The organism is Pseudomonas mangiferae, assembly GCF_007109405.1.
Lineage (GTDB): Bacteria > Pseudomonadota > Gammaproteobacteria > Pseudomonadales > Pseudomonadaceae > Pseudomonas_T > Pseudomonas_T mangiferae.
Window position 1 is genome coordinate 250,189 of record NZ_VJOY01000005.1, and the last position, 17,613, is coordinate 267,801.

Below are 17,613 nucleotides of genomic sequence, written 5' to 3' on the forward strand. Positions count from 1 at the left end.
TCAGGGGCGCTGAGCCAGCAGCGCTGGGCTGGGACGACGCCCGACCGGGGCGCCGAGGCCTCCACGAAAGGCCGCCGCGCCCTTCGCGCTATACTCGCTCTCCCTGCGCCACCGGTCCTCGTTCGTCCGTGAACCCTTCCCTGCCCCTCCAGGGCCCGCACCTGCGGGTGCGCTTTCTCGCGCTGGACGCCTTCCTCCACGCTCACCAGGAGCTGTGGCGCCCCAAGCCCTTCACCACGCCGACCCTGCCCTGGGAAGCCCGGCATCCGGACCTGGCGCAGTGGCTGCGGGCGCGCGACCTGGCGGCGGCCGAGGCCGACCATGCCCGACCGGAACGCCTCACCGGCGCCCCGGCGCCCTACCCGGCCCTGGCCGCCGAGGCGGCAGCCCTCACGGCACTGGCCCCCTTCCCCCGGCAACCCACCCCGTCGCTGCCGAGCCGTTTCAACGTGGATGTCCCGGGTCGCAAGTGGCAGCAGATCGACGCCTTCGCCGCCAGCCTGCGCTTCACCGACCCGGTGCACCACTGGCTCGACTGGTGCGCCGGGAAAGGGCATCTGGGCCGGCGCCTGGCCCATGACGGCCATCCGCTGCGCTGCCTGGAACAGGACCCCGACCTGGTGCGGGAAGGCCAGCGCCTGAGTGATCGCCTGGGCCTGGAGGCCGAACACCTGCAGCAGGATGTGCTGGCCGAGGACGCAGCCCAGCGGCTCGACGCCCACCACACCCCGGTCGCCCTGCACGCCTGTGGCGACCTGCACCTGCGCCTGATGCGCCTGGCTGACGCCGCCGGCTGCGCCCGGTTGGCGCTGGCCCCCTGCTGCTACAACCGCACCGAAGCCTCGGCGTACCAGCCGCTTTCCCAGGCTGGCCGCGAAGCCGCCCTGGCCCTCGACCGCGAGGACCTGCGCCTGGCCATCAGCGAGACCGTCACCGCCGGCGCCCGGGTGCGCCGCCAGCGCGACCGCTCCATGGCCCACCGCCTGGGCTTCGACCTGCTGCAGCGGCACCTGCGCAGCGAGGACCACTACCTGCCCACCCCCTCCCTGCCCGGTACCTGGCTGGAGCGCCCCTTCGCCGAACAGGCCGTCGCCCTGGCCAACGGCCGCCTCGACCTGCCCGCCACCCTCGACTGGGCCCACTGGGAAACCGCCGGCTGGCGACGCCTGGCCGAGGTCCGTAACCTGGAACTGCTGCGCGGCCTGTTCCGCCGCCCCCTGGAACTCTGGCTGGTGCTGGACCGCGCTCTGTACCTGGAAGACCGCGGCTACCGCGTACAGGTCGGCCCCTTCTGCGATCAGAACCTCACGCCGCGCAACCTGCTGATCGTCGCCGAGCGCTGAGCCTCGGGGACCCTGGGCGTACGAAGCCGGGGGAAGAGAGAGTTATCCGCCTGCGGCTTCGCCGTTCAGACGGTCGATGACTTTTAAAGCCGACAATGAAGGCGCCTCGCCCGCCCACCGCCCCAACCATGGCCTCAACCGTATTCCTCAAACGCATCAACAGTTTACTCGCCGAGCCAGATGGCTATAATGCTGCCCTCCCCGCCGGTATAGCTCAGCTGGTAGAGCAACTGACTTGTAATCAGTAGGTCCCGGGTTCGACTCCTGGTGCCGGCACCATTCAAGGTTCTATAGAAAGCTTTCAAAATCTCTGGAACCCCCGAAAAACCCGCCTTCTGGCGGGTTTTTTCGTTTTGGCGTTCCGTCGGATTCCGAGGGTAGCCAGCGCTAATAAGGGTAGTTTTAAGGATAGAGGTCCGTTTCGATATTGGAGACTACCCTTATGGCCCGCACCACTGCCCCGCTTACAGACACCGCCTGTCGCACGGCAAAGCCCAGAGAGCGCGAGTACAAGCTCTTCGACGGCGACGGTCTTTACCTGCTTGTGCAACCCAACGGCCGCAAAGGCTGGCGGCTCAGGTACGTGAAACCCGATGGCCGCGAGGGCCTGACCGCCCTCGGCAGCTATCCGGTGGTCGGGCTGGGCGACGCACGCCGCAAGCGCTTCGAGATCAAGCAGCAGCTCGCAAACGGCATAGATCCCATCCAGTACAAGCAACAAACCAAGACCCAGGCCGTTATCAACGGCCGCACCTTTGAAAGCGTTGCGCTCGACTGGCACACGAGCATGGTGCCCAAGTGGGCGCCCGGCCACGCCAAAACAGTGCTCAGCCGCTTGAAGACTCACGTATTCCCTTTGATCGGTGCCAGAGCAATCGTTGAGTTGGACACCCACGACCTCATGCAGCCACTTGAAGCCGTGACGAAGCGCGGCACCATCGACGTGGCGCTCAGGATCAAGAACTACCTGCAAAGCATCATGCGTGAAGCCAAACGACTGCGACTAAATCACAGCGAACCCGGCTCATGACCTCGATGGCTCGATCAAGACACCACGGGTAACTCACAGACCCGCACTACCCTTATCGCGGCTGCCAGAGCTACTGGCATGCATCGAGGACTACAGAGGTCGCCCGCTTACGCGCCTCACGGTGATGCTGTCGCTGCATGTATTCGTACGCTCCAGTGAACTGCGCTTCGCCCGCTGGAACGAATTCGACCTCAAACGCGGAATTTGGGAAATCCCCGACACCCGCCCGGCGCTGGACGGCGTGCCGTTTTCCACAAGAGGTACGAAGATGGCCGGGGACATTCACGTTGTACCCTTATCGCCGCAAGCAGTGGCCTTGCTTGAGCAGATCCACGCGATCACCGGCAAGTTCGAGCTGGTGTTCGCGGGGGATGCCAAGCCGTGGAAACCGATGTCCGAGAACACGGTGAATGCCGCGCTCAGGACGATGGGCTACGACACCAAGGTGGATATCTGCGGCCACGGGTTCCGGGCCATGGCGTGCAGTGCGCTGGTCGAGTCTGGCCTATGGTCGGAGACGGCTATCGAACGGCAGATGAGCCACAAGGAACGTAACAACGTGCGCGCCGCCTATACCCACAAGGCCGAGTTCCTCGAAGAACGCCGGATGATCATGACCTGGTGGAGCCGGTTTTTGGAGGCGAACCGCGAGGACCATGTGACGCCGCATGAGTTTGCCAAGCAGACGGGCGAGAACGTCACGCGGCTTCGCAGTGCCAAGAGGGCCGAGTAACCCGCCGCACCACCACCTCAACTCGCTGTGAAGTTACCCACAGCACCGCATGAAGCTCCTCCGCGCGGGTCCTTTCAAACGGGGCTGCAAAGCCGCCCCGTTTGAAAGGACCATACCTAAGAAAAAACTGCTGGCACAGCTTACGTCTGTGGAAAACCACTGATGTCCACCGGGGGATAGTTTATCCACAGGCGCTAAATCCCTGATATCGCGCTGCTTGACGAATATTGTCCACAAGCGTAGACCGGGAGTCGCAAGAGCTGTCGATGCAGCACCCCAGGTGACCTGAACCTTGGAGGTCACGCCGCTCCCGCGGTGGTTCACCCGCAAGTACGATTCGCGTCCGGCAGCTCGTACGGTCACTACCCATGTGATGGATGCCACCTCAATATCGTTGCCCCTGCGGCAACCACCCTACCCATCTGCTCAGCAGCAACTTATCCGCTTGGCCATTTCGCGTGCGCCAACCTGCGCCCGTCTCTTTCACCGGAAAGAGACGGGCGCTCCTGACACTGCTGCAGCCCTGAACGCACATGGCTCAGCGGCAATTCCCCTTGTGACAATCGGCGTGACAAACGCCGATGTCTCCAGCAACAGCGATGTAGATGATGGTGCCGCAGACCAAGGAATGGACTGCACCTGACTGACAGTCAGGCATGCCCCGGTCATCGCATTGCTGCGCTCACCCGGCTCAGGATCTCGCGGCACTGGTCTCGTCAGCCAATGCAGCCTCCACCCGCCCACCGGTAACGGTGTTCAGGAGGCCAGATCATGAGATGCCCTTGCTCCCGGTCGTAAGGAGCCGCCAGTCCCGCGTAGAGGACACTCCCCACAGGTCGCAGGGGCCTTGATCCCTGATAACACTCAGCATTCTTGGCGGGATGACGTGGGGATTGTGCATAGGATCGAGCACGAGGCTGGTGGCTCTGATCAGGAAATTGACATGGCGGTGTAACCTCAGAAGGCTAAGCCCGCATGGGCTCAGATTGTTTTCTGAGAGCCAAATCAAGCGCGCCTCGGACGTCTTGCTGATTGAAAACAGCAATTTTTCTCTTCAGACAAAAAGTCCTCAACTTTGCAGCACAGCTATGGGTAATAGACAAAATGATGGCCAATTGATACCCTCAGGAAAGCAAGCTCTTGCCTCAATACGAGCAACAACAGGACACCGATTTCCACCTAGCACGTAATAGACAAAAAATTATCACGCAGGTCGAAGAGTTAAGGAAAACTATGAAAAGTGAATTCCCGTGGTACTTTAAGCCCAGTACTGAAGAAACAGATAGTATTTGGAAAACCGGAATACTTACAGTCGACGCCAACGTTTTACTTGACCTATATCGATACCACGAGAAGACAAGAAACAGCTTACTTGAGAGCATGCAAAAATTCGAGGGCGCACTTTGGCTTTCAAAACAAGCATCTGAAGAATTTTTTCGGAACAGAAACAAAGTAATTGTATCCGCGAGCAAGACTTTTAAAGAAGCTAAAGATGAAATCGAAAAGCTAAAAAAGTCTATTGAAACCACGGTCAATCAGCTCAAGGGAAATCGAATCATCCCCGCTGACGTAGCTGATCAAATGTTGGAAGGAATAACCCCAAGCATTCATAGATCCCTGGAAATAATTGACGAAGCTGAAGCTAATCATCCGAATTTCTTAAGCGAAGATGATGTACTCGAAAAGCTCGCAGAGCTTTTTGAAGGAGCTATCGGAGAAAGTTTTTCGGATGAGCAACTTCCTGCTCTAAGAACTGAAGCAGAAGAGAGGAAAGTCAACAAAATTCCTCCAGGATATCTAGATGACGAAAAAGACGGCGACAGGCCATACGGCGATTTCTTTCTTTGGCGACAGATTCTAGACCATTCAAAAAAACATGAAAAGCCAATAATATTTGTTACGTCTGAACGAAAAGAAGATTGGTGGGAAAAGCTCTCGGGAAAAACAACTGGCCCTAGAATGGAGCTTTTACGAGAGGCTAGTGAATACACCGGCCAGAGAGTTATTATCTATCAGACAGATAAATTCTTAGAGTTTTCTCTACGACGCCAGGGTCAAACAGTAGACAGAGAAGCTGTAGACGAAATTAGAGCCATCGATAATTTAAGAACTGAGAAAGAACATGCGGTAGAAATCATTGCACAGGAAATCATATCAGCCTCCACGGAACACCACAGCGGAGAGCTGATTGTTAATCTCAGGAGACCAGTTAAGAACTTTACTGGCAGTGGTCACTTCGACCCTATTATGGAGGCACCACCGGAAGTTAGTGTCGAACTGGTATCGGCACCTTCCGAGTTACCTAACTGCACAATTAGCGCCGGCACCGGCACTAACTATGATTTCAACATCCATTTAAAATCTGACAGCAAACACGTCACCCTACCTGTCGGTGAGTATGTGTTTGAGTACACTGCGCGCATTACCAGCGAAGAGCCTCAAGCACAGTGAGTATAGGCTAGTAGATACCCTATCAATTTAGTAATGGCAGGGTATCTAAATTATTCCTCAAGCAAGCTGTAGGCCATCGAATTTCTAAAGTATCTGAACCGGCCCAATGGAATTCCCTTTTACTCCACCTGCGTTACGTTTTTTAATTTCAGGAAATACTTCATTAGTTATCTCCTGCATCAAATTCACATAAAACTGCATCGCCAACTCCGCCACAACTCGCGGCTCTTCTACCCCCGGCCGCTTTTGTCGGTAATAATCCATTGATTTAGATAAATGCTTCTTCGGCGGCAAGAAAGTTGCCCCTCTATTCGTAACGGGTAGAAGAGGTCTATCCCAAGGCGACCATGACAGGTGTATGCCGCCCAAAACAGGCTGAGCTTTGAGATTGGCGTTCCAATCCATTATCACATCAGAAATAGAATGCTCCGTTACATTCCTAGCCTGCGCCACATACTTAAGTAAAGGATCTTCTTTCCTTAACTTCTCATACTTCGACTTGAGCTTTTGCCATTTTTTCTCACCATGGCATCGCACTAACACTTTATTCCATGCACGATCAATGGCCTGCAAAAACTCGCGCCAAGCCATATCGTACTGATGGAAACTCCCTACCCCAACCTCGACCATTTTCTTATATGCATTTGTCGCACCGACCAATTCTACAAATGCTGCGATCAGCGCTAGGTCGTATTCTTGCAGATCATCGACGGTTACATTATACAAGTCAAAGTTTAGCTCACTCATCTGCAACTACTCCTAACAGAACACCACAAATATTAACCTAAACTTGTTCATTAAAGCAGAGAGAGCAGCGCCTTTTCAATATGCAGATACTTTAAAATATTTCAGATCGGCCTCAAGCATATCAAAGGCAGGATTAAAGCAACTACACTCAGCAGGATAGCTTTAGAGGTACTTTTTATGAAGCCCCACAAAAAAGCCATATAAAACAATGTATTGCATGGACATTCGACTCCTGGTGCCGCACCAATAAAATCAAAGGCTTGCAGCGATGCAGGCCTTTGTTTTTTTGCGCCCCCCGTACATTAATCGCAAAATGTGAGGCCGGTCAGCCAAGGCGATGGCCCCGGGCCGGTACACTTGGGAGCATCAACAGCACCACCGGAGAGCTGCACCATGGAAGGCACGATATACCTGCGGACATTCACTGCGGACGAACTTGTTCTCGACGAACAAGAGACCCGGCAAGCTCTCAAGTTCTTCTTCCCTGCTGATAGCGCCAATATTGACGCGATGGCGGTAACCGGCAACACGCGCAACTTTGCGCAAGGCCTGCTCGTCGCCGGCATCGATGCGTCTTACACGATGGGATATGCGGACGCGCTCGTCTCGTCCCTCTTTCGATCTGGACCCAATGCAGGCAAGTTGATCAAGGGGTTCGGCAAGAAGGCCGCAAAGCACAGGTTCAAACACGCCCGGGCCTCCGACCTGATGGATGCTGAAATCTACGAGACCGTGCGCGTTGAAATCAGCCGCCGTTTCCGCACCGATCTGTTCGTGATGCGCGCCCGCGGCGGACGCCATGAAGTTCGCAGCGCCATCGCTTTCTGCCCCTCCTTCACCTCGGGCCGACACTCATGATCAAGCGGCTGCTCTCTGGTCTGGTGATTCTGACCCTGGTCTCGATATCAGTATTGGCGTTGAACTCAATGCGCCAGTACCGTGTGCAGCAGCTCATCTTGTGCAGCGAGCCTGGCAATGGGTTCGTCATGCCGGCACCGATCTGCCGCCAGTACCTGCTCCATTTCCGCATGGAGCCAGCCGATATCCAGCAGTTGCAGGCCGATGGCGGAATCGCCTTCGTGCTTCAATCCGAGCATCCTCGGCGGTTTGAATTGGCTGCACGATTCCTGGCCAGCGGCCTCGATGTGAATGCCGACATTCGGGCCGCTCAGGGGGAGCGCACCTACACCGCCTTGCACAGCGCCGTCATCCTCAACCAGCCCGAAAACATAGCGTTTCTCCTTCGGCACGGCGCCGATAAATCGAAGCCGAACAGCGAGGGGGAGACCCCGGCCCAAGTCGCTGAACAGCTCCAGAATCAGCGCCCCGGCGAAGACAGGTCGGCGGTCATCAGGGCGCTGCGATGAGCAGGGCTCACGCATGAGCCGTCTGTGGGTGTCGCTTTCGGTGGCAGCCTGTGCCGTGACTGGCGCCGTATTCATTGGGTTTAGCCAGCTCAGGACCGAGGACCTGATCAACTGCAGCCAGGAAGACAGCCCGATGGTCATCCCGCCATCGATCTGCCGGCAATACACCCTGCTGATGCGAACGGGACCCGAAGATATCGAGCGCATGCGCGCACTCAATGGCCTGGCCTATATCCTGGCCCCGCCCGCCGAGGGGAAGTTCGAGATCGCCGAGCGCTATCAGGAAAGAGGGCTCGATATGAACGCCGAGATCAACACCAAGAAAGGTGCCATTCAAGACAATAAGGTGCGGGCGGCGTAGGCTCGGCAGGATGGCGCAATATCAGGAAAATCCCTCATGGTGCGAAATACGGGTCGTTCAGCCACGTCCGACTGGGTAATACGCAGCGCGCAAGCTGGCAGCATAGAACGCATCGAAGCGTGGTTTGGTAATCATGGTTATGACCCTCACCGACACGATACCTACTCGATTGGCCGGACCCTTGCCGGCGTGCAGAGTTTTCACTACAAAGGTTCCCTCCGCCACGGTGTGCCAGGCAACACTCTCGTGCTTCACCCTGACGAAGTCCATGATGGAATGGCTGGCACAGAGGCGGGTTTTCGCTACCGCATGGCCTACATCGACCCCTCGCTCATACAAAACGTCCTGGGTGGCGAACCGCTGCCTTTTATCGCCGGTGGGTTGTCGAATGACCCGCGCCTGTACCATGCCAGCGAAGCACTCGTGCAAGCGGTGGACCATCCCTTAGAAGCGTTTGAAGAGCAGGATGCCCTGTATGACTTGGCTGTAGCTTTGCGTGCCGTTGCAGGCAAGCCCAGCGGCCGCAAGCGCCTGGATTACCAGTCGGCCGAACGCGCCCGGGCATTCATCATGGAGCATCTTCACTTGGGTATTACTCTGGAGATGCTTGAGCACGTCACTGGGCGCGAGCGGTGGAGCCTGTCACGGGATTTCAGGACGCTCTACGGGACTAGCCCTTACCGCTTCGTCACGCTCCGTCGCCTGGACTGTTTTCGCCGCCTGATTCTGAATGGTTTAACGCTAGTGGATGCGGCGCTTGCCGCAGGGTTTCACGGCCAGAGCCACCTGACCCGACACTTCACGCGCTGCTTCGGGGTGCCGCCTTTACGCTGGTTGGAGCGTTTGCGGCGCGCCCGCTGACTTGCAGGATCGTACAAGAGCCGCACACGTTGCTATGGATAGGCTGAAGCTCCAATTCCAGAGGATCTTTCATGTCTACTTCCCATCAGCAACATGCATCGTTCGCCGTGAATCTGGCTCAAAAGGCTTCGCTGATCGAACAACAATGGAGCCCTAGAGTCGTCGCAGAGATGAACGATTACCAGTTTAAGGTCGTGCGAATCGAGGGCGAATTTATCTGGCATTCGCATCCGGAGACTGACGAAGCCTTCCTTGTACTCGAAGGTACCCTGCGCATCGATCTGCGAGATGGTTGCGTCCATGTGAGTGCCGGCGAGCTTTATGTCGTTCCGCGTGGTGTTGAGCACAGGACAGCAGCCGATGGCGAAGCGAAAGTGATGATGATCGAGCCTAGAGGCATTTTGAATACAGGCCACGAAGGAGGCGAAAGGACCGCCGTGAGCGATCTTTGGATCGAAGGCACTAGCCTTAGACCTTGATACTGCGGCCCGTCCAACCTCTGGGCTAGACCGGATGCGGGTCGTCCGTGGTGCGCAGTCGGTGGCGGGTGGTCAGTGGCTGGCTCGGCTGCTGACACCCGCTCACTACAGTGTGACTTCTAATGATGCAGGGAAACTAAAAAGGCGGCGCAACGATCACAAATGCGGGCCTTAATCTCGGCAAGTGATTAGCAAGGAAAAGATATCGCAAGCGAGAAAGGGAAAGCTCGCATTGTGAAAAACACCATCATTACAAGCACGCTATGTTCTGGCACCAAACGCTTGCTTGATCTTCCGTCTGCGTCAAATTCCATGAGGGTGGCCGCGCTCATCGAGGTCGAGGGACGAGCATTTCTGGGGGCATTCGTATATCTGCCGTGTTGGGTAGGAATATCCATATCAACTGGAGTGGCTGGCAGTGCCCCCGGGTATGCCGCATGTATCACAGCACTCCTGTCAGTGGTTGTGGCCTTTCGAGTAGTACTCCACTTCCACCTGCGTAGATTGATTGAGTACTCTGAGCGCATTGCCCGCCTAGCGCTCCTTATACTTGTTCTCGGACTGGGGCTGATCATGGGGATAGTGGCCACCCTTGCAGCTCACGATGCCGGGCTTCGCCCGATTTTTTATTCAGTCGTAGTGGTTTGTGGTGTGCTCTGCACCGGCGGCATGTCGATTCTCTCGATCGATCCCGCGATTAGGTATGGAATGCCTATCGTTATGTTCGGCCCCTTACTCTTTGGCTTCGCCGCTGAACCCACGACACTCAATATTACATTGTCCATTCTACTGCTTGTTAATGTTGCCTATTTATTTGCTACATCAAGACGTGTGCAGCTCGATTACTGGGATGGGGCTCCCTTGAAAGAGATGCTCAAAGAGCAAGCCGCGCAGTTCGAGAGACAGAGTCTGACTGATGGGCTTACCCAAATTCCCAACCGGCTAAATGCCACGCAGCATCTCTCTGGAGAGTGGAGCAGATCGCTGCGAGAAGGCTTACCCCTTACGATAATGATAGTCGACATCGATCACTTCAAATCTATAAACGATAAGTACGGCCATCTGTTCGGCGACAAATGTTTAATCGCCGTCGCAAACACTCTAAAGACCATCATCAGGGAACCTGATTTTGTTGCTCGCTACGGCGGCGAGGAATTTATAGTCGCACTTAATAAAACGACCGAGGAGCAGGCATTACGATCGGGGAAAGGCTTAGAGAAGCGGTTGCCAGTATGGACTTGGAGTTTCAGGAGCAGAGGGTGAGCATCAGTTGCAGTATTGGTGTCGCGACAGCGCTCCCCTCCATGCCATCGAACAACCTAGAGGCGTTTATAGGCCGCGCTGACGCGGCAATTTACCAAGCAAAATAGAATGGTCGAAACCGAATAGTGGCTGCGGGTAGGTCGCCTCAGCCCTGAAACGTCGCTCAGCTGTACTCCAGGCCTTTGTCTGAAACCGGCGCCAAAGATGTGGAAGCGGCGCTTTGGCGTTGCAGTGACCATGAGAGGACAGATGAATAACCAATGGACCGACGCGGTAGATTCTCTCAAAAGAGCGACTCAGGAGCGCGCCGTCGCAGAATTACTTGAAAGCTACGGGATAGGGAAAGGAACAACGACACGGACCTGATACTGCCGATCAACGATCCCTGCTCTGAATGCTCCAACGCGGTAGTAGTCCGATCCAAGACTGGATGGGTCGATCATGCTATGGGGGGCGCCCTATAAAAATAAAAAAGATCAGTAGGTTAGGAAGAGTGAGTGCTTGTAACCCGAGGGTGCGCTCAAGAGCGTGCTGGTTGCGCTCCTCACCGTGAAGCCCCTCACTCTCGTATCGAAGAAGACCTGGCCTCTCATCGGTCAATCTCCGAGCGGTTGTCGACAGGTCCTGCACCGCACTGATCGCCAAGCCAGTTGAAAAACATCGACTGGTTTCCCGCAACGTCTTCTGTAGCGCCAGGATTCTGGCAAATAGCAGCCGGGCTTATCGCCACCGCTACACCTAGCAATTCCACGCCTTGCAGCTCGCGCGCTTGTAGCCCTCCGGCCTACAAGCCCCGCTCGTTGTCGCGAAAACGGCCTGCCGCGACCATAGCTCCATCGCCCGATAACGGCGAACAGGGCTGGCGGTCATCCCGGCCGCTGCAACCACGCTGCCCTGGCGGTTCCCCGCAACCCGGCGGCCCGGGGCAGAACAGGGGTTTACTCCTTTTCCCTACTGTTCTGCCCCGGCTCCCGCCGACTTATCGAGCCTGATCATGAGCGGATTCATTGCTGGCGGTGCCCCGCCTGCCGAACACATCAACACCGATGGCTTCTGGCCGAGCATCGACCTGGAACAGATGCGCGAAGTCTTGCACATCGAGTCGGGGATCGATTCGGCTCGGCTGGAAACCGCGGTCATCGCAGCCGCGATCAATATCAACCGTGGATTGGCTGCCTGGCAGGCCGACCAGCAAGCCAAGGGATTTACCCGCCTCGCCGATGTGCCGGCCGGACAGGTACGCGGCATTTCCACCCTGGTGCGCCTTTATATCGAAGCGGTCCAGGCTGCGACTGGCGCGGAGGTCATCGAGCGCTACGGAGACCAGGATGGGCACGACATCAACGCCCTGTTGGCGCAGCGCGACGGTTACCGACGCGACCAGCGCTGGGCGCTGCGCGACCTGGTCGGGCGCCCCCGGGTTAACGTGGAGTTGCTCTGATGACGACCATCGTCCGCTCCCAACAGGGCGACACCCTCGACCGCTTGTGCTGGCGCCATTACGGCCGGACGGCCGGCATCACCGAACAGGTGCTGGAAGCCAATCCGGGGCTGGCCCACCTGGGTCCCCTTTTGCCCACCGGGCACCCGATATCCCTGCCAGACGTCATGACCGCCGCCAGCGCTCCCGAGCGCGCCACTGTCAACCTCTGGGATTGATCACATGACCCCTGGAAAAAAATCCATGCTCGACAAACCCGATACCTGGGCCTGGCTAGTGACCTGGCTCGAACACCAATGGCCGGCTATCTATGCCGCCGCCCTCGGCTTCTGGATCGCCGCGCTGCGCGTGATCTACGGAGGCGGCGGGTTGCGCAAGGCCGCACTGGAAGCCCCCCTGTGCGGGTTCATCACGTTATCCGCCAGCTCCGGGCTGGAGGTGTTTGGCCTGACCGGGGCAAGTGCGCCCTTCATCGGAGGAATTATCGGCCTGCTGGGTGTCGAGGGCGTTCGCTCACTGGCACGCCGCTACGCTGAGCGGCCCCTGGAGTCGCGGCCATGATCCTGAGATACGGTGACCGCGGCCAGGATGTCCGCACCCTTCAAGCCCACTTGAATCGAGCGGGCGCAGGGGTGGCCGTCACTGGCGAATACGACGACGCCACCGAGGCGGCTGTTCGCAGCGTTCAACAACGCTTCGGCCTGGTGGTGGATGGGGATGCCGGGCCCAAGACCCTGTCGGCCCTGGCCGGCGAACAGACATCCCATCTTTTGCGCCAGGGCGCGCTGCGTGAAGCAGCCGACCGCATCGGTGTCCCCTTGGCAGCGATGCAGGCGGTCAACGCGGTGGAAAGCAACGGCGCGGGTTTCCTGAGCAACGGCCGGCCGACCCTCCTGTTCGAGCGTCATGTCATGTACGAACGGCTGCTGATGCCGCGGCCAGGCGAAAGCCGCGACACGCGCCAGGCAACCGTCGATGAGCTGGTTCGCCAGTATCCGAACATCGTCAATCCGGTTCGTGGTGGCTATGTCGGCGGTACGGCGGAGCACCAGCGCCTGGCGCTGGCCTGCCAGCTCGATGGCAATGCCGGCATCGAGTCGGCCAGTTGGGGACTGTTCCAGATCATGGGGTATCACTGGCAACGCCTGGGCTATCCCAACCCCCAGGCGTTCGCCAATGCCATGGCGGACAGCGAGGGCCATCAATTGGACGCGTTCGTGCGCTTCATCGAGTCGGACACCGCCTTGCTCAAGGCACTGAAGGGCTGCAAATGGGCCGACTTTGCCCGGCGCTACAACGGCCCGGCCTACGCTCGCAATCTGTACGACGTGAAGCTCAAGCGCTCGTTCGAGCGCTTCAGCGCCGCAGTGACTCACCCATGAGTCTCGTGCGGCAGGCCTTGCTGGGGTCTGCATTGTTCGCGGCCCTGGGGCTTTTTTGCTGGGTCCAGCACGTACGCCTCGAAGCCTCCCAGGCCAAAGTCGAGCACGCACGCGAGGAACGGGATGCAGCCCGGCGAGAGACCGAGCACCAGACCACGCAACTCAGCCGGCTCGACCAGGAACTGACTCGCCAGCGGGATGCACAGCGAACCCTCGGCGAACGCCTGGCTACCACTCGCAACCTGCTGGCCCAGCGCCAGCGCACTCTCGAGGAATTGACTCGTGAAAACCAAGCTCTACGTGCCTGGGCTGCTCAGCCTCTGCCTGACGTGGCTCGCAGGCTGCGCCAGCGCCCCGCCCTCGTCGGCGCCGACGCTTATCGTCAATGGGTGTCCAGTGGTGAGCCGCTGCACACTAAGCCCGGCGAATCCAGCCACTAACGGCGATCTGGCCGCTGATCTCGAACGCATCGAAGGCGACTGGGCCGCCTGTGCCAGCCAGGTAGACATGGTCCACCAGTACCAACAGCAGGTCACCCGATGAACAAACCAGAAAATCTACGCGCCTACTTGCTGGGCGCCATCCCGACCCTGCGTGACACCCCGAATGGGTTGCTGCTATCCGTCGAAGATGGACAGGTACGCTGCACCTCCGCGCCGTCCCTGTCCTTCGAATACCGCTATACGCTGCGCCTGACCCTGGCTGGCTACTCCGGCCACCCTGATACCGTGATAGTGCCCTTGCTGGCCTGGGTACGCATGCAGCAGTCCGAACTCCTGGTAAACCTGAGTCCGGAGGCGCAGCGCATCGCCTTCCAAGTAGGCTCGCTGGACGGCGACACGGTGGATCTGACCGTGAGCCTTCCGCTGAGCGAACGCGTCGTGGTGGCGCGACAGGATGATGGGACCCCTCTCATTACCCATGCCGCCGAACCCGCCTACGAGCCCTATCAATCACCTACCGATGTGCAGGTCATTGCCGAAGGCGACGTGCTCCTGGAATGGCGTTCTGCCGATACGGGAGATGCCATGGCGCTTGCCATGCCCCACCCAAAACCACGCCGCCCCTGATTGTCCGGGGAGGCTCCGGACAGATCTCGATGCTATACATCAGTGGGTGGCGAGCTCCCGCCACCTCGCTCACCCCCGGTACCCTGCCCCCTGACGTGCCTGCGCCCTCGGCGTTTTCCGCCTATTCGGGTTCCCCTTCCCCGCGAAGGGGCCACGACAGCCCCCTCCTCGACGATATGCAGCCGCAACGTGACGCGCTCGGGTCGCTCCTCTGAGCGGGCAATTACGCCCACACAGTGCATATCCCGCCATTCCCTTGTTCGTTACCTACGACGGTTTCATTCGCGTCTGTTTTTCGCCTGGGGCAAGCGAGCCAGTACTCCTTTTTTCCTGATTTTGCCCAGTCCACTTGTAACGCTGTGGCTTACAACCCCCGCCAGCTGCGGCCCGCAGAGGAAGCAGCGACTATCACGGCATGGACATCGCCACTCTCTCCCGCCTCATCGAAAACCTGATCCGCTTGGGCACCGTTGCCCAGGTGCAACACGTTCCGCCCCGGGTACGCATCCAAACCGGTGAGCTACTCACCGGTTGGTTGCCCTGGCTCGCAGCCCGAGCTGGCGCCGACGTCGACTGGGATCCACCCACCATCGGCGAACAGGTCCTGGTGCTCAGCCCCTCCGGCCAAACCGGCAACGCGGTGGTGCTGACCGGTCTGTACAGCCTTGCGATACCGGCCAATGCCGATCGCCCAGGTTTGTACCGTCGGACATTCGCCGATGGCGCCGTCATCGAGTACGACCGCCAGGCGCACCACCTGCGCGCCACGTTGCCCGCAGGCGGTTCCACCGAGCTGGTGAGCGACGGCGGCATCCACATCGTCGGCCCCATCACCCATGAGGGCGACTACACCCACCAAGGCGACTACACCCAGACCGGCAATCAGCAGGTCACGGGTGTCGTGCAGGTGAGCGAGGACGTACAGGCCGGGCCGAAACGCACCAGTCTGGTCGGCCACGTCCACACCGGCACCCAGCCGGGCAACGGCCTTTCCGGAGTACCCGCATGAATCGCATCAACGGCAGCGCTCTCGGCGATCTTGACCATCTCGGCCAGAGCGTCGCGGACATCCTCACCACGCCGATCAATTCCCGCGTGATGCGCCGCGACTACGGCTCGCACCTGTTCGAGTTGGTCGACGCCCCTTTCAACCCCTACACCGCGCTGCTGGCCAAAGCCGCGGCCGTCATGGCGCTCAACCGCTGGGAGCCACGGCTGAAGCTGTCGCGCATCAACCTCGCCATGGGCGAACGTCCAGGTTCGGGCGTCGTCGAGCTGGAGGGGTACAACCTCGCCAGCAACGTGGCGTTCAGCCTGCGCGTGCCGCTGGCGTTCGGGAGTGCTTCATGACCACCACCTTACCCGCTCCGGATATCGTCGAGATCCTCGACTTCGAACAGATCCTCGCAACCCGCAAGGCAGCGTTGCTCTCGCTGCTCCCCGCCGCCGAGCAACAGGCCATGGCCGCTCGGCTCGCGCTGGAATCGGAGCCGCTGACCAAGCTGCTGCAAGAAAGCGCTTACCGCGAGATGCTACTGCGAGCGCGGATCAACGATGCAGCCCGGGCGAACTTGATCGTCTATGCCACAGGCCTGGATCTGGACCACATCGGCCAACTGTTCGGCCTGCCGCGATTCACCAGGGAGGCCGATGAGCGCTACCGGCAGCGACTGCTGCTGCGCATCGCCGCCATGGCAGGCAACGGGACACGTGAACACTACATCGGCGTAGCCATGGCCGTTTCCACCCAGGTGGTCACCGCAGCGGTGCTGCAGCCTACCCCCGGACGCGTCGACATCGCGTTGTGGCTAGCGCCAGGCGCCGACTCGGCCGCGCTGCTGGCGGCAACCTGGGCAGCCTTCGATGCCCCTGGGGTGAAGATGCTCGGCGTCGACCTCAGCGTGCGCCTGGCCGTCGCTCGCGCGGTGAACATCACTGCACGCATCTGGCGTGAAGCCTCAGCACCTACCAACCTGGTAGCGCGGATCGCTACCGCCTTCCCCCAGCAACTGGCCGCTTATGCACAGTTGGGCCGCAGCGTATCTCGATCGTGGATCGTCAGTGCGCTGCACCGCGAAGGAGTGGCGCGAGTCGAGTTGGACCTGCCCGCGGATATCGCCATCGGCGCCGACCAGTACGCCACGTTGGGTGCTCTCGACCTGATCGACCGGGGCGTCGCATGACTACCGCACGAGCGCTATTGCCACCTAACGCCACCCCGCTGGAACGGGCGGTGGCAGCCGTGGGGCTGGGTGAGCTGGAAGTCCTGGCCGACCTGCCGGCCGGGGTGCAGAACGAACTTCCTGCCGGCTTTGCGCCGGTACTGGCCGCCCAGTACTTCCTGGCCCAGTTCGCCGACTATTTCGGCGATGCGAAAGCATTGCTGGACGCAGGCCTGCCCTGGCTGCGCGAACGAGGTACCGACGCGGCCGTGGTGCGTGCGCTGTCCTGGATCGAGATCTCAACCGCTGTCGAGGAGGACGGTGCTCTGCTGCACCTCGACCCGGGCACTCCGCGGGCACCGGCACGGCTGGATGACATCCGTCGCCTGATCGACGCCAGCATCCCGGCCCACGTGCGGTTCTACCGGCTGTTCCATGGCTACGACCTGCGCCATGCCCGACTGGACCGTGGCCGCTGGGACGGTTGCCTGCTGGACGACGATTCCGGTGTCGTCATCGACGGTCTGAAGGTCTCGTTCGGCGAACGCATTGCCCTCGAACTGGCGCCTCCGCCGCGACGCGTCATCGTCAGCATGGCAGCGCTCCAGGCAAGTACGTTGCGTCGCGACGCCATGTACTGGGACTCCTGGGTACTGGATAGCACCTGGCAGGTGGATCTGTTCGGCGGCGTGGGCGTGCTGATCAGCGCCATGGCGCCCGATCGCAATCTGCCAACCCCCCTGTTTGCGCCGGGCAAGCTGATAAGCGACCACGTCGCACACCTTCTGCCGCCGCCGATTCCGGCTGCGGGTATGGACTGTTTCACCCTGGCGCCGCCTCGCTACGTTTCCCGCGGTTGGACAGGGCCCTGGAAGGGCCTGTGGCGCCTCGTCATTCCCTCAAAGACCCACACAGAGACCTGA

Annotated in this window: 19 protein-coding genes, 1 tRNA gene and 2 pseudogenes; 21 read left to right on the forward strand and 1 reads right to left on the reverse strand. The window is 59.3% G+C overall.

Features of this window, described 5'->3' with window-relative positions:
• The first annotated feature begins 128 nt into the window (after positions 1-128).
• The 4 genes and pseudogenes from FM069_RS09180 (at position 129) to FM069_RS09200 (ending at position 5,557) form a co-directional block, all read left to right on the forward strand.
• Complete coding sequence (locus tag FM069_RS09180; RefSeq protein ID WP_233282011.1) at positions 129-1,343, forward strand: methyltransferase; 1,215 nt, start codon at positions 129-131, stop codon at positions 1,341-1,343.
• Between the two features lie 203 nt (positions 1,344-1,546).
• Positions 1,547-1,622, forward strand: a tRNA-Thr gene (locus tag FM069_RS09185).
• A 163-nt stretch (positions 1,623-1,785) separates the two neighbouring features.
• Positions 1,786-3,106: pseudogene (locus FM069_RS09190) on the forward strand (tyrosine-type recombinase/integrase).
• Between the two features lie 1,140 nt (positions 3,107-4,246).
• Positions 4,247-5,557, forward strand: a complete 1,311-nt coding sequence (locus FM069_RS09200) for a PIN-like domain-containing protein (RefSeq protein WP_143488001.1) — start codon at positions 4,247-4,249, stop codon at positions 5,555-5,557.
• 84 nt (positions 5,558-5,641) lie between these two features.
• Here FM069_RS09200 and FM069_RS09205 read toward each other — a convergent pair whose 3' ends face one another.
• Positions 5,642-6,304 carry a hypothetical protein gene (locus FM069_RS09205; RefSeq protein ID WP_143488002.1) on the reverse strand — a complete coding sequence of 221 codons (663 nt, stop codon included), beginning with the start codon at positions 6,302-6,304 and terminating at the stop codon, positions 5,642-5,644.
• 393 nt (positions 6,305-6,697) lie between these two features.
• Here FM069_RS09205 and FM069_RS09210 point away from each other — a divergent pair, with 393 nt between their 5' ends.
• The 17 genes and pseudogenes from FM069_RS09210 to FM069_RS09290 all read left to right on the forward strand — a co-directional run bounded on the left by FM069_RS09210 (position 6,698) and on the right by FM069_RS09290 (position 17,613).
• A complete protein-coding gene (locus tag FM069_RS09210; RefSeq protein ID WP_143488003.1) occupies positions 6,698-7,162 on the forward strand; it encodes a hypothetical protein in 465 nt (154 codons plus the stop codon).
• On the forward strand, positions 7,159-7,671 hold the full coding sequence (locus tag FM069_RS09215) for an ankyrin repeat domain-containing protein (protein ID WP_143488004.1): 513 nt from the start codon (positions 7,159-7,161) through the stop codon (positions 7,669-7,671). The genes FM069_RS09210 and FM069_RS09215 overlap by 4 nt, the downstream gene beginning before the upstream one ends.
• Positions 7,672-7,684: 13 nt before the next feature.
• Entirely contained in the window at positions 7,685-8,032 is a 348-nt protein-coding gene (locus tag FM069_RS09220; RefSeq protein ID WP_143488005.1) for a hypothetical protein, read from the forward strand.
• Positions 8,033-8,068: 36 nt separating this feature from the next.
• On the forward strand, positions 8,069-8,893 hold the full coding sequence (locus tag FM069_RS09225; RefSeq protein ID WP_143488006.1) for an AraC family transcriptional regulator: 825 nt from the start codon (positions 8,069-8,071) through the stop codon (positions 8,891-8,893).
• Between the two features lie 71 nt (positions 8,894-8,964).
• Positions 8,965-9,372 carry a cupin domain-containing protein gene (locus FM069_RS09230; protein ID WP_143488007.1) on the forward strand — a complete coding sequence of 136 codons (408 nt, stop codon included), beginning with the start codon at positions 8,965-8,967 and terminating at the stop codon, positions 9,370-9,372.
• Positions 9,373-9,606: 234 nt separating this feature from the next.
• The gene (locus FM069_RS09235; protein ID WP_143488008.1) at positions 9,607-10,635 is read left to right on the forward strand and encodes a GGDEF domain-containing protein; all 1,029 of its coding nucleotides are present in this window, start codon (positions 9,607-9,609) and stop codon (positions 10,633-10,635) included.
• A 994-nt stretch (positions 10,636-11,629) separates the two neighbouring features.
• Positions 11,630-12,076 (forward strand): head completion/stabilization protein, encoded by a 447-nt coding sequence (locus FM069_RS09245; RefSeq protein ID WP_143488010.1) that lies wholly within the window; start codon positions 11,630-11,632, stop codon positions 12,074-12,076.
• The gene (locus tag FM069_RS09250; protein WP_143488011.1) at positions 12,076-12,294 is read left to right on the forward strand and encodes a tail protein X; all 219 of its coding nucleotides are present in this window, start codon (positions 12,076-12,078) and stop codon (positions 12,292-12,294) included. The genes FM069_RS09245 and FM069_RS09250 overlap by 1 nt, the downstream gene beginning before the upstream one ends.
• A gap of 25 nt (positions 12,295-12,319) precedes the next feature.
• Positions 12,320-12,637: a phage holin, lambda family gene (locus FM069_RS09255; RefSeq protein WP_143488012.1), complete on the forward strand. Its 318-nt coding sequence runs from the start codon at positions 12,320-12,322 to the stop codon at positions 12,635-12,637.
• A complete protein-coding gene (locus FM069_RS09260) occupies positions 12,634-13,458 on the forward strand; it encodes an N-acetylmuramidase domain-containing protein (RefSeq protein ID WP_143488013.1) in 825 nt (274 codons plus the stop codon). The genes FM069_RS09255 and FM069_RS09260 overlap by 4 nt, the downstream gene beginning before the upstream one ends.
• A pseudogene (locus tag FM069_RS09265) lies at positions 13,455-13,814 on the forward strand (Rz-like lysis system protein LysB); the annotation flags it as partial. The gene FM069_RS09260 and the pseudogene FM069_RS09265, both read left to right, overlap by 4 nt.
• On the forward strand, positions 13,741-14,001 hold the full coding sequence (lysC, locus tag FM069_RS21705; protein ID WP_218570289.1) for an Rz1-like lysis system protein LysC: 261 nt from the start codon (positions 13,741-13,743) through the stop codon (positions 13,999-14,001). The pseudogene FM069_RS09265 and the gene lysC, both read left to right, overlap by 74 nt.
• Positions 13,998-14,528 carry a phage tail protein gene (locus FM069_RS09270; protein ID WP_143488015.1) on the forward strand — a complete coding sequence of 177 codons (531 nt, stop codon included), beginning with the start codon at positions 13,998-14,000 and terminating at the stop codon, positions 14,526-14,528. The genes lysC and FM069_RS09270 overlap by 4 nt, the downstream gene beginning before the upstream one ends.
• A gap of 415 nt (positions 14,529-14,943) precedes the next feature.
• Positions 14,944-15,537: a phage baseplate assembly protein V gene (locus FM069_RS09275; RefSeq protein ID WP_143488016.1), complete on the forward strand. Its 594-nt coding sequence runs from the start codon at positions 14,944-14,946 to the stop codon at positions 15,535-15,537.
• Positions 15,534-15,878, forward strand: coding sequence for a GPW/gp25 family protein (locus FM069_RS09280; protein ID WP_143488017.1), 345 nt, complete (start codon positions 15,534-15,536; stop codon positions 15,876-15,878). The genes FM069_RS09275 and FM069_RS09280 overlap by 4 nt, the downstream gene beginning before the upstream one ends.
• On the forward strand, positions 15,875-16,711 hold the full coding sequence (locus tag FM069_RS09285; protein WP_143488018.1) for a baseplate J/gp47 family protein: 837 nt from the start codon (positions 15,875-15,877) through the stop codon (positions 16,709-16,711). Before FM069_RS09280 ends, FM069_RS09285 begins: the two co-directional genes overlap by 4 nt.
• Positions 16,708-17,613 carry a phage tail protein gene (locus FM069_RS09290; RefSeq protein WP_143488019.1) on the forward strand — a complete coding sequence of 302 codons (906 nt, stop codon included), beginning with the start codon at positions 16,708-16,710 and terminating at the stop codon, positions 17,611-17,613. Before FM069_RS09285 ends, FM069_RS09290 begins: the two co-directional genes overlap by 4 nt.